Raw genomic sequence first — 13,035 nt, 5'->3', positions numbered from 1 at the left:
GTGAAAAAGAAAGCAGCATTGTTGTTTTTCATATGGTTCCTGATTTTGGAATGTCTTGCCGGCTGCGCCCGGCAAGGCTATTCCTGCTTTATGGAAGCAGGGGACTATGAGATATCGAAGGAAGAGTACGCTCTGCTGGCTTACGACAATATTGCCAGAACAGCCAGAGAATATGGGGTGAAAGAAGGTATCGATGTAAATGCTCCCGGCTTTTGGGAGAAGAAGACGGACGGCGTCTCCCCGATGGACCGGGTACGGGAGCTTACAGACGGGGAAGCCGTTCATCATAAGGGAATTCAGATTCTGGCAAAGGAAAACGGCATAATCGATGAGATCGTATACGAAGCATTTTTGAAACAGTATCAGGAGGAAAATGAACAGCGAAAGCAGATAAAGGAAGAGGGAAAGGTTCTGTATGGGCCGCTGGAGTTGACCATCAGCCAGTACTATTCCTATCGCCAGAGCCAGCTGGAGCAGGCCCTGGAGGAATTCGTAGAGCAGAAGATCGTTATAATCGGGGAAGAAGAACTAAAAGAATATTATCCTGTTGTGAAACAAATGGAAGAAAAAAAGAATTTTAGAGCTCAACTCAGCCTGGTGATCTTTGAAGACACCGGTGAGGAGCAGAAATCGGCAGTGGAGCAGTGGATTGCGGTTCATGGGATTACAGACGGTCTGCCGGTACTTCTGGCTGAGGATACCGGAGTTTCTGCAAATATGGAGAAGCTGGCTGTGGATACCCTCGAACTGGGCAAAGAAAATCTGCTTCTGGACCGGGTGGTGCAGGCTGTGAAAGAAGTGGAAGCGGGAGAGGTTACACCGCCCATAGAATATAGAGACGGTACGAGCGCGGTGATTGCGGTAGAATCAAAGGAATATGTTCCCTTTGGCAGCTACGATACAGAGCGGGATTATGTGGAATACCTGCTTCGGGAGAAAAAAGCCAGGGAGTATATTGCAGACAGGATCAGCGGGCTGGAAGTGAAAAGAGGGAAAGCCTGGGAGACAATTACCTATGAGGATATTGTAAAGTAAAAAACACAACAGATGAAAATGGAGCAGAATGTTGAAGAGGTTATTACAAAACAGAACAGTAAAATTTAAGATCATGGTATATAACATCTGCATTATTTGCGTCATCGGCATCATATTCAGTGTTACAAATTATATGACGGCGAACAAAAAAACCATCCAGCTGGCACAGAATTCCGTGGGCTACCACGTGGAAAGCATCTCCAGATACTATGAGGAGATCTACGAGCAGATGGTGAACCTGGTACTCAATTGTGCGGAGCGGGAGATGTTTGATTTAAGCTCCCTGGGACAGTTGAATACCGTAGAAGAAAAGCGTAAAGGGCTGGATTATGCAAAGCTGGCCGCCAATTTCTGTGCCGTTACAGGATATGGGGATTACATTACCAGGCTGTCCATATTTGATGACAGTGATGTTCACATTTCAGCCGGAACGGCCCTGAGCAGTGTCGATGACGGGAGAAGAATCCGGAATTCCCCCTGGTTTGACCGGGAACTGAAAAAGGATATGTACAGCTACAGACTGGATCTGGTGGAGTCCCCGTTTTACAAGGAAGTAGGGATGGCGATTCCCATTATCTGCAAGAATTCCGGGTACAAAGACAGTGACTGGTCCGCGCTGTTTTTGTCTCCCCGTCTCTATCTCGACCGTCTGAAGGAAGATGATAACGGAAATACAATGCTTGTGACCACGTATCGCGGAGAGCGGATTGCCACGCTGCGGGAGCCTGTGAACCTGCAGGAGGAGAGCGGCCATTTGATTGATTCGATCATAAGAAGAGAGGAGAGCCGCGGAATCGAGCGATACCGGATGAATGGGGAACCGTGTCTGGTGTCTTTTAACAAAGATTCCCAGAGCGGAGTTGTAGTGATTGAAATCATGGATATGGCGGTCCTGAAAAATGACAGCCTTATGCTTATGCAGACTGTCGGTCTGATCTTCTTTTCCTGTGTGCTTCTGGGAATTTCCATGTCATTTCTGTTTACCAACGCAGTAAGAAAGCCGATTGACCGGCTGGTAAACCATGTGGGCAGGATTGCAAAGGGGGATTTTAGTCAGGAGGAATCTTTAGAAAGCCAGGACGAAATCGGCCTCATCGGAAAGGCCGTGAACTCCATGAGTAGTCAGATCGAACAGCTGATGGACAAACGATTAGAGGATGAAAAAGAGAAGAGCAGTCTGGAAATCCGGATGCTGCAGGCGCAGATTAACCCGCACTTCCTCTACAATACCCTGGATTCGATCAAATGGATTGCCGTGATCCAGAAAAACAGCGGTATCGTAAAGGCGGTAACCGCGCTGTCAAAGCTGCTTAAGAATATGGCAAAGGGAGTGGACGAGCGCGTTACATTGAGAGAGGAACTGGATTTTGTCCGCGACTACGTAACCATCGAGAAATTAAAATATGTGGAAATGTTTGACCTGGAGATTGATATCCGGGAGGAGACGCTATACGATGCGCGAATCGTGAAGCTGACGCTGCAGCCGCTGGTGGAGAATGCGATTTTCAGCGGAATCGAACCGGGAGGAAAGAACGGAACCATTCAGATCTCCGCATATGAGAGGGATAAATATCTCTGCATTAATGTGCGGGACGATGGAATCGGGATCCCGGAAGAAAAGATACCGGAACTGCTGAACCATTCAGAAAAGTTAAAAGGCGACCAGATGAGCAGTATCGGGATGCCGAATGTGGACAGACGGCTGAAACTGATCTATGGGGAAGCGTATGGACTTTCTGTGGAGAGCCGGGAGGGAGAGTATACACAGATTACCGTCACAATTCCTCTGGAATATTAATAGGGAATACCAGTCTGGAAGGCATAAATTTAAGGGGGGAGAGCGCATATGTACCGGATTATGATTGTAGATGATGAACCGTTAATTCTGGCGGGTATAGCTTCACTTCTGAACTGGGAGGAATATCAGTGCCGGATCGTGGGAAAGGCATCAAACGGGCAGCAGGCTCTGGCCCTTCTGGATACGCTCCGGCCGGATATCGTGATTACGGACATCAAAATGCCGGCCATGGACGGAATCACCTTTATGAAGACAGCCATGAAAAACGGCTGTGCGGCAAGTTTCATTCTTCTTACGAATTTAGAAGAGTTTTCCCTGGCAAAAGAGGCGCTTCATCTGGGGGCGATCGACTATCTGGTAAAGCTGGAACTCAGTGAGGACAGCTTGATTCAGGCCCTGGAGTGTGCCATAGAGCGGTGTAACATGAATTACTGCATGACATACCTTGCGGAAGAATCGTTAACCGTAGACGAGCGGATTTTAAACTATTTCCGGCGGGTTCTCATCTATGACACGGACGTGGAGGCGGAGGACGAGCTTTCCGGCCTGATCCGGGAGCGGTATCCCAGGCCGGCGCTGATGCTGATTAATTTTAATTATGGATTCGAGGGATTTTCTGAGGCGTTTACGAGGGCAGACCAGAAAAAGGTCATGGGCTTCGCGGAAGATATTATAAATGGCATGGTAAAGGGATTCTTTGACAACAGCTGCGTTCTGCGGCGGGAGCAGAGCGGATTTGTCCTGGTGCTTTCGACGGAAGGAACCGATGATTTTAAGAAGAAAGCCGGCGTCATGAGCGTAAAATTCCGTCAGGTCATGAAGGATTACTTTGAAGTGCCCATATCCATTGCGGTGAGCCTGCCTGGAAACGGCGTGGATGAGATCCAGGATCTTCTGTATCAGGCGATGAGCGCCATGAATCTGACTTTTTACGACAATTCCGGCGGAGCGGTGTTCTACTCGGCTATGTGTGAGGATAACATAAGCCACAGCAGCAATTTCAACATTAATTTTCTGAAGAAGGACGTTACAGAGTCGATTCGACAGAATGACTGCGAAGCCTTTAAAACCATTATGAATCAGATGATCCAGCTATTTTCCGAGTGCAGGCCTTCCAGACAGCAGGCGGTGAACGCGTGCAATAATCTCTATTATTTTATCACCTCTCTGATTGAAAACTGGGGCGAACAGGACTTTCCTTATGCGGTGGACATTGTAGGCCAGTTAAACCGAATGGCCAACTTAAGTACGGTGCTCACCTGGCTTGAGGGCTTCCGGGACCAGGTGGTCAGGGTGCTGGAAGATCATCAGGAGGCGCGCAGGGATAAGCTGGTGGAACTGGCTCTTGAATACGTAAAGGAGCATTATCAGGAGAAGATTACGCTGAGCCAGGCAGCAGCAGCGCTGAATGTCAGCCAGGGGCATTTGAGCAGTACGTTTAAGAAGCAGATGGGGAAGAATTTCTCCGATTATGTGACGGAAATGAAGATAGAGAAGGCGAAAGAATTGATCGAATCGTACCAGTACATGATGTATGAGATCTCCGATATGCTGGGCTTTGATACACAGTATTACTTCAGCTCGGTTTTCAAGAAGATAACAGGGTATACGCCGAAGGAATACGAGAATCTGGTGGTAAAAAAATCACTTATGTAAGTTTTGGGGAGGAATTTTATGAAAATCAGCAGGATTGCGTCAGCCCTTTTTCTGTTGGCATTCGTGGCCGCAGGCGCCGTGGGATGCAGCCTTGGCAGAAACATGGAGGCTGACAGCGACATCGTTGCAGAGGGAAGAAGCGCGGCGGATGGAGTGAAGGAGGGACGTGTAAAAATAACGGTGTCTGTCTGGGATAACGCCAACTCTCCTCAGTTTCAGGCTATGGCGGATGCATTTATGGAGAAAAATCCGGACATCGATGTAGAACTGGTCGATATCCGGTCGGATGAATACAATAATAAGCTGACTGTACTGCTGGCGGGAAATGAATCTGACCCGGATGTGATTATGATCAAGGATGCGGACACACAGATATCTATGAGAGATAAGGGACAGATTCTCGATCTGACCAGCTATCTTGCCAGAGACGGCGTGGATTTAAGTATTTACAACGGAGCGGCGGAACAGCTTCAGATGGATGGAAAGCAGTATACGCTGCCGTTTCGCCAGGACTGGTATGTTCTGTTCTATAATAAAGACTTATTTGACGCGGCGGGGGTATCGTATCCTGGGGATGATATGACCTGGGAAGAGTATGAGAAACTGGCGGAAAAGATGACATTTATCAAAGATGGAGAGGCAGTCTACGGAACGCACCATCATACGTGGATGGCACTGGTCTCCAACTGGGCGGTGCAGGACGGGAGACATACGCTGATGAGCGGGGATTACTCTTTCTTAAAGCCGTATTATGAGCAGGCGATCAGAATGCAGAACGCTGGCGTCATACAGAACTATGCAAGTCTGAAAGTAAGCAATATCCACTACACCAGTGTATTTGAACAGCAGCAGTGCGCCATGGTTCCCATGGGAACCTGGTTTATCGCAACGCTGGTTCAGGACCGTAAAGCGGGGATCTTTGATTTTAACTGGGGAGTGGCGAGAATTCCGCATCCGGCGGGAACTCCGGCAGGAAGCACTGTTGGCTCGGTCACCCCGATCGCCGTTAATGCGAAATCCGATGTGCCGGACCAGGCATGGGAATTTGTCCGGTTTGCCACCAGCGAGGCGGGGGCCGAGGTTCTGGCCAATAACAGTGTATTCTCCGCCATCACTACCCCGGACGTGGTGAGCCGTCTGGCTTCCATCGAGGGATTTCCGGAAGACGGAAAGGCGGCACTTTCCGTGACGAATTTTGTGTTCGACCGTCCGGTAGATGCGAAGATGGCGGCGGTGCGCAAGGTAATTGAGGATGAGCACGACGCCATCATGATCGGGGAGGAAGACATTGATACCGGCATCGCCAACATGAATGAAAGGGCGGAGGAGGCCAGAAGCAGATAGCCCCGCCGCGGGAGTCCGGCTTGCCGGACTCTCTATTCCTCCCTTAAGGTACATCCCGGATCCAGGTCGGAGAGCCGGTTCACCCATGCGCCTTCCGGCTTCGGCACCCGGTATCCGACACGGAGAAGCGGATCACCGGTCCGTTCCATCCAGTTTTCCAGGCGCAGCCGCAGATCATCATATACGTCTTTGCAGTCATTGCTGTTCACCAGGTTCTTCCGCTCCAGCGGATCCAGGGCCAGGTCGAACAGCATCTCACGTTCATGGGTCTGACGCAGCAGTCCGGCATCTATCATGTCATCCTTGCTGGGCGAGGCGTCTATATTGGCCGGAACGTATCCGTTGTGGTAGTCAAAATACCGGATCAGCTTATAGCGGCTGGTGCGGATACAGCGCATGGGCTCATAGGCCGCGTGATAGGTGACTTCCGCAAATATCTCGCTGTTGATCTCCTGCTCCGGATCCGTAAACAGCCCGGCAAAGGAACGCCCCTGTAGGTAGTCCGGTTTTCTTATCTCAAGCATATCACAGATCGTGGGATAAACATCGATCTGGGAGATCAGAGAATCGCTGATCTTTCCCGCCGCCTGGTTTCCTGCGAATTTCATGATCAGCGTCACGCCGATCCCGGTATCGTAACAGTTGCATTTCATAAATGGAAATGCGATTCCATGGTCAGTCGTGAAGATGATAATGGTATCCTCTTCACGACCGGAGCGCTTCAGTGCATCCAGCACAACACCGACCGAATCATCGGCAATTTTTGCGGAATACATAAAGTCGGCCATGTCCTTCCGATTCTCTTTTGTGTCCGGTATGGTCATCGGAGGCTTCACGTAATCCGGATTCACAAAATCAGCGGGCGCCTCCGGATACCGCCGGTGAGTATTGATAAATCCCACGGACATAAAAAACGGTTTGTCTTCCTGATAATTCAGCAGATAGTCAGCCGCGCGAGTGCTGGCGGCGGTGTCTCTGCGGATAAACTCCGAGTGATGGCAGTCCTCGTCAAACCAGTAGTCATATCCCAGCATGGAAGGATTTGACGCCTCATGCTGAACACCGAACAGGCAGGTATGGTAGCCCTGATTTCGGAGGAAATTTGACAGATGCGTATCGTAGCAATCCATCTGAAATCCTCTCTGTGCCAGCCCCAGCATATTGGTGCTGTGAGGAGACTGTCCTGAGAGCAGTCCAACCCGGCTGGGAGAACAGGTGGGAGCGGCGCAGTAGGCCTGACGGAACAGCGTTCCTTCCTGCGCAAGCTTCATCAGATTCGGCGTTTTTACAGCTGTGCCGAACGGCTCTAAATAGCGGCCGCTGTCATGGGTATGTAAGTATAGAATGTTTTTTTTCACAGAATACTCCTTTCAAGTGCTTTTTCATCCTTTTTTCAGCCTTTGACGGCCCCTGCTGAGACCCCGCCTACAATATACTTCTGGCCAAACACAAAGATGATGAGGACCGGCAGGGCGGTCAGAGTGATGTCTGCACTCACCAGGTTCCAGCTCTGCTCAAACTGGCCGAAGAAATTGTATACAGCCAGTGTCATGGGCCATTTCCCTGAATTGTTCATAAAGTACAGCGGCATGGAGAAGTCATTCCAGATCGCCATGAAATTCAAGATTCCCACAGTGACGATGGTTGGTTTCATCAGCGGAAAGATGACGCTGGAAAACAGCCTCATGGGACCGGCTCCGTCGATGACAGCCGCCTCGTCTATCTCTCGTGGAAGCGTTTCCACGAAGCCGAACATAAGAAACAGCGCCAGCGGAATATTCATGGCCACATAGAGGAAGATAAGCCCGTACCGGGTGTTAATAAGCGCGGTGGCCTTCATGATCTTCATGAGCGCCACATTGTTTACCGGCATGGCGATTCCCAGCACAATGAGATAGTAAATAACCCGATGCAGCCGGCTGCGGTTCCGCGACAGCACATAGGAGGCCGCGGAGACAACAGCCAGAATCAGCAGTACGCTGAAGGCTGCATACAGGGCGCTGTTAAAGAAGGATGAAAGCAGTTTTCCACGTTCGATCACGGTGGTATAGTTCTCAAACATGAATTTTTCCGGCAGAGTCAGCGTCATCACCATGGATTCTTTCTGTGATTTGAAGGAATTTACCAGAACTACCAGCATGGGTACCAGGACAATCAGGCTGGCGGTCCATGCCGCCAGATTGGCCAGTACGGTACAGAGTCTCTTTTTCATTGTTCCACCTCCTTGTTGCCCACTGCTTTTAAGATGAAATAGGAAATCATCATGACAAATATAAAGAGAAGGCTGGAAAGCGTGGTGCCCATGGCGTAATTGCCCTTGGAAAATTCGCTGTATACCGCCGTGTTGATGACGCCTGTAGAATTGCCGGGGCCGCCGTTGGTCAGGCTGTAGATTAAGTCAAATACGCGAAAGCCATAGGTGATGTTTAATACGGTCACGCTGATAATTACATTTTTAAGGAGCGGAAGCGTCACATACCGGAATTTACTCCAGAAACCAGCGCCATCCAGCTCCGCCGCCTCGTAATAAGTAGAGGATATGGAATTCAGCCCGGCGATGACCACCATCATTACGTATCCCGTACCTTTCCAGGCATCAACGGCAAAAATAGATTTAAATGCAAAATTTAAGTCTCCCAGCCAGTTCTGGGCCAGAAAATCGAGCCCAATGGCTTTTAACGTGATATTGATAAAGCCGCGGCTGGGATGGAGTATGTTCTTAAATACCAGGCCGATGATCAGAAAGGACATGACCTGAGGAAGAAACACCAGCATCCGGTGCATGCTTTTCATCTTTACCATCCTGCTGGTGAGCAGGATGGCCAGGGCAATTCCGAGCGTGGTCTTGGTGATGGAGCTTATCGCAGTAAATACAAAGGTATTTTTGATAAACATCCCGTAATTCGTACCTCCCTCAAAAACCTTTAAGTAATTTTTCCAGCCTACGAAGTTTACTTCGCTGCTGTACGCGTTCCAGTCCGTAAAGGAATACCCGATTCCCATAATGCCCGGCAGAAAAAACAGACCGAGATAGAAGACGAGTGCGCCAAGGGTAAACCAGGTTGGATATAGTTTATTTGTCTTCATAGGCCCTCCGATTTATTCCCAGGCCGGGTCTTTCTGCAGTTCTGCCTGCTCTGCCCGTCTTCTGGAGATGCTTTCCATCACCTGATCCGATGTCATGGCTCCTGTATACATGGCTTCGATATCTTTTCCCGTATCCATAAACTGGGGATCAATATATTTTACGCCTACCTGCATGATGGTTCCTCTTTCCAGGGAATCGATATATTTGTTGAATTCATCCGGGTAAGAAGGTGTGATCTCCGGCCAGCAGAGTCCCATTTCCTCTGGATTGTTGTCCTGTCTGTACTGTAAATTCTCCGGTCTGGCGAGGAAACGGAAAAATTCCAGGGCATACTCGACGTTTTCGCTCTTCTTATTGATAAAGTAGGCGGCGCTGGAGGCATTGTTTGCCAGCACGTCATTGTCTCCGAACGGCATCAGGAAGATACCAATCTGATCCTTCATCTCCGGATACGCTTCTTCCACCTGTAAGGCAAAGCCGGGAGCCGCCAGATACATGGCCGCTTTTCCTGTTCCAATCTCGTCCTTTGCCGCGTCTACGGTATTGCTTAAGTAATCTTCACCGTAATATCCCAGGTCTGCAAATTCTTTCATCTGGTCTAAGATGGTTTTCATCATAGTCACGTCTTTGATGTCTTTTTCGTTTTTGTTTAACGCGTCGTATAAGCCGGGTTCCAGCTTTTCAAAGTAAGGTCCGCTGCCGTAGAGCGGTACGCACTGATGCCATGCGCTCTGCGTCGCTTCGTAAATCGGGATGGTTCCGGAATCCTGAATTTTCTGGCAGACTGTTTTAAACGCTTCGTAGGTGGCAGGAATCTCCAGCCCCAGATCGGCGAATATCTTTTTGTTATAATTATAGAAATTCAGCTTTGGCTCTGCAAAACGGATGGCATAGATTTTATCGTCATAGGATACGCACTCTTTCGCGTAATCTGCCATGCGGTCCACCCATTCCTCGCCGCTTAAATCCACGCAGGTCTCGTCCGGGCGGACACGGGAGTAAAGGCTTAGAGGATCGGCATCCACGCAGAAGATATCCGGTGCCTCTCCGGAGTCCAGTTTTACTTTTAAAAGGTCGCGCCACTGGGCGTCCGGAGATACCTGGAAGTCGATTTTGATACCGGTTTCCTCCTCGAACTGGCCCGCAAGATCCTGAAGGACTCCGCAGGATGGGATACCGGACTGATGGGTTCCAAATGATAGCGTCACGTTTTTATTTTTGCCGGAAGCGGCTGCTGTGCCGGCCGCCGATGATGTCTGGTCCGTACTCTTTTCCGCCGTATGACTGCCGCAGCCGGCCAGGCAGGATACCCCAAGGGCCATCGTTAACAGTAGTGCAATTTTTTTCTTCATAGCAATCCTCCATCTAATTTTTAAAAAGTTTTTTAGTAGCTTTTTACTATGTTCTATAGTACAATAACTAGAAATAAAACAACATGCACAAAATAGTTTTGCCCCTTGTACTTTTTTGACACCACAGGAGGAGTTATGAAACGTAAAGCACCGTCCCTGCAAAAATCGCTGCCGCGGTATTATTTCCTGGTAATCTTTGTGACCTTCACCGCAATGCTGACCGCATTTTATATTTATTATACAAAAAATTTAAGAGCCAGCGAATATCTGAATCTCCAGAATGTCTGCGATTCTGCCTGTTCCAATATGGAACAGGAGATCGAGAAGATGTCCACGGTGTCCCTAAACACGATCTATTCCAAAGACATTCTGCCCGGGATCCGGGGAATTCACGTGGATCAGCTGGGGACTCAGCAAACCTATACCCAGGTACAGGCCATCTATAATTCCATATCTGCCATGATCGGCCCGCAGCAGACGGTCGCCCAGATCAATCTCTATCATAAAAATGGTTTTTCCGTAGGTACCGGTTTTTATACGTACAACAAGAAGATCAATCTGGAGGAAAAAAGCTGGTACAGCGATGTATTGGCGGAAAACGGATACAAGATCATGAGCACTCCACAGCCAATCTCCCATTTCATACCGACAGCGGCGATTCCCTATGAACCATATTACATTTCCCTAACCAGACTTTATTTTGACGATGTCCATCAAATGGAGGGAGCGGTGGAGGTCTTGCAGAAATGTGACACCTTTTTCAGCTTTATCGACCGCCTTACCGCGGCAAACCCGTCTCTCAGCCTTCTGATTATGGACAGGAACGGGGAACTCATCTATCCTGTGGACGAGCGTGGAGAAGAGATGGCCCATTTAACCGCAGTACTGGCGGAAAAACAGGATATTCCCGCAGGCCGGACGGTTCATGTCAGAGATGAGAACGGAAGCAAGAATGCGTTGCATCGTCAGACTGTGAAAACTGTAGGATGGCAGATATACGTCTTCGAACCGGACAGCGTCATAACCAGGTCCCTGGCCGCACCGACATTTCTGTTCCTGGCTGTGCTGGTTGCCGGGCTTCTCCTCACCATGGCCGTCTGCTTCTCCATTTCCCGGAGAATCCTGCAGCCTGTGGGAGAACTGACGGAAACCTTTGAGACGCTGGTGCTGGATGATGTCTTTTCCCATACCATCGACACCGTCTCCCTGCCTCAGAGCCATTACGAGGAGATACAGACGCTGATCACTTCCTTCCGGGATATGTACAACAAGATGAACGCCTCCACCATGGAGATGCTGAAATCACAGGAAAATGAGATCCGTGCCAAGGAGATCGCCACCCAGTCCATGATGAAGCCTCATTTTCTCTATAATAATCTGGCCAATATCAGTGTTATGGCGGAGGAAAACATGAACCAGGAGATCATCACGCTGACGGAAAATCTCTGTGACTATCTGCGGTATACATCGACGGGAAGCGAGATCCGTGTGCCGGTCAGCGATGAGTTTTTGTATACACAGAAGTATTTAGCCTGTATGAACGTCCGGTACAGGGGGCGGCTGACCTGTGATTTTACCTTAGATGAGCGGATGGGGGAGATCCAGATTCCCAAGTTAAGTCTTCAGCCCATCATAGAGAATTCTCTGAAATATGCGTTCATGAAAAAGCCGCCATGGCACATAACTGTGCGGGGATATTTGGACGCAGCCGCGGGAAAGTGGCTGATCAGGATCACGGACAACGGTGTGGGCTTTACCGGGGAAGAACTTAGGAAACTGACTCACACCCTGGAATCCATTCGGGATTCCAAGGACATCACCCGCCTGAAAATAGGGGGAATGGGACTTCAAAATGTATATCTGCGGCTTCTGCTCCAGTACGGTCCGTCTGCCATCCTTACGGTAGAGAACGACCCGGAGGGAGGAGCCTGCATCACGATGGGAGGAAGCATTGCAAATGTCAGAAACAGCTAATAGAAAACAGTATGATGTAGTGGTCGCGGAGGACGAACTTCTTATTCTGGAAAATCTGGTGAAGAAAATTAATTCCATGTCCCTGCCGTTTTGTGTCAAAGGCGCTTTCGAGGATGGGGACAGTGCCCTGGAATTTATAAAAACCAACCATGTGGATCTGGTCATCACCGATATTAAGATGCCCTTTATGAACGGTTTGGAATTGTCGCGTGTCCTGCACGCCTCGTATCCGTCTATCAAAATTCTGATTATCAGCGGATACAACGAGTTTACCCTGGCCCAGGAGGCCATCGAATACCAGGTGAAGGGATTTCTTTTGAAGCCCATCAGACAGGAACAGTTAGAGCAGGCACTTACAAAGCTGCTCATTGAGCTGGACAGTGAAAATGATACGTTTCAGGCCAGTGTGCCGGAGCACTTAAAAACCATGGGGAAAGAGGAGATTGCGGGATGTGTGGAGAAGTATCTGAAAGAGAATTTCCAGAAACAGATTTCCATGGGAGATATCTCAGATAAGCTGGGATTTGCCCCGGATTATTTAAGCCATCTGTTTAAGAAATACCACGATGAGTCTCCGGTCCGGTATCTGACTGCCCTTCGCATCAATTATGCGAAACAGCTGCTGATACGCCAGCCGGATCTTGACGTGGCAGTGATCGGAGAGATGTCCGGTTACCCGGACCCGGTCTATTTCAGCAAGGTATTTAAGAAAAATACGGGGATGTGGCCGAGCCAGTACCGGGCAGAAGGGGGCTGCCAGAGATAGTACGCTCTGTCAGCCCCCGAGT

10 protein-coding genes are annotated in these 13,035 nt (G+C 49.3%); 6 read left to right on the top strand and 4 right to left on the bottom strand.

Annotated elements, in window-relative coordinates; all coding sequences use genetic code 11:
- From H8S75_RS16820 to H8S75_RS16805, 4 genes are read left to right on the top strand one after another with little or no spacing between them, the layout of a single operon-like run.
- Positions 1-1,035, top strand: a complete 1,035-nt coding sequence (locus H8S75_RS16820; RefSeq protein WP_187022629.1) for a hypothetical protein — start codon at positions 1-3, stop codon at positions 1,033-1,035.
- Positions 1,036-1,063: 28 nt separating this feature from the next.
- Positions 1,064-2,833, top strand: a complete 1,770-nt coding sequence (locus tag H8S75_RS16815; RefSeq protein WP_243270298.1) for a sensor histidine kinase — start codon at positions 1,064-1,066, stop codon at positions 2,831-2,833.
- 48 nt (positions 2,834-2,881) lie between these two features.
- Positions 2,882-4,489, top strand: coding sequence for a response regulator transcription factor (locus H8S75_RS16810; protein ID WP_187022628.1), 1,608 nt, complete (start codon positions 2,882-2,884; stop codon positions 4,487-4,489).
- Between the two features lie 18 nt (positions 4,490-4,507).
- Entirely contained in the window at positions 4,508-5,833 is a 1,326-nt protein-coding gene (locus H8S75_RS16805) for an ABC transporter substrate-binding protein (RefSeq protein WP_187022627.1), read from the top strand.
- Between the two features lie 32 nt (positions 5,834-5,865).
- Here H8S75_RS16805 and H8S75_RS16800 read toward each other — a convergent pair whose 3' ends face one another.
- Genes H8S75_RS16800 through H8S75_RS16785 form a run of 4 tightly spaced genes read right to left on the bottom strand, consistent with a single transcriptional unit; the run spans position 5,866 to position 10,273 of the window.
- Positions 5,866-7,191, bottom strand: coding sequence for a sulfatase family protein (locus H8S75_RS16800; RefSeq protein WP_187022626.1), 1,326 nt, complete (start codon positions 7,189-7,191; stop codon positions 5,866-5,868).
- Positions 7,192-7,226: 35 nt separating this feature from the next.
- Positions 7,227-8,045: a carbohydrate ABC transporter permease gene (locus tag H8S75_RS16795; RefSeq protein WP_187022625.1), complete on the bottom strand. Its 819-nt coding sequence runs from the start codon at positions 8,043-8,045 to the stop codon at positions 7,227-7,229.
- Positions 8,042-8,920 (bottom strand): carbohydrate ABC transporter permease, encoded by an 879-nt coding sequence (locus H8S75_RS16790; protein WP_187022624.1) that lies wholly within the window; start codon positions 8,918-8,920, stop codon positions 8,042-8,044. The genes H8S75_RS16795 and H8S75_RS16790 overlap by 4 nt, the downstream gene beginning before the upstream one ends.
- 12 nt (positions 8,921-8,932) lie before the next feature.
- The gene (locus tag H8S75_RS16785; RefSeq protein ID WP_243270297.1) at positions 8,933-10,273 is read right to left on the bottom strand and encodes an ABC transporter substrate-binding protein; all 1,341 of its coding nucleotides are present in this window, start codon (positions 10,271-10,273) and stop codon (positions 8,933-8,935) included.
- A gap of 135 nt (positions 10,274-10,408) precedes the next feature.
- On the opposite strand from H8S75_RS16785, the gene H8S75_RS16780 reads away from it, so the two are divergent.
- A complete protein-coding gene (locus H8S75_RS16780; protein WP_187022622.1) occupies positions 10,409-12,247 on the top strand; it encodes a sensor histidine kinase in 1,839 nt (612 codons plus the stop codon).
- Positions 12,231-13,013 (top strand): response regulator transcription factor, encoded by a 783-nt coding sequence (locus tag H8S75_RS16775; protein WP_187022621.1) that lies wholly within the window; start codon positions 12,231-12,233, stop codon positions 13,011-13,013. Before H8S75_RS16780 ends, H8S75_RS16775 begins: the two co-directional genes overlap by 17 nt.
- Positions 13,014-13,035: the final 22 nt, after the last annotated feature.

This window comes from Hungatella hominis, from assembly GCF_014288005.1.
Lineage (GTDB): Bacteria > Bacillota > Clostridia > Lachnospirales > Lachnospiraceae > Hungatella > Hungatella effluvii.
This window is presented reverse-complemented; position numbering and strand designations above follow the sequence as displayed.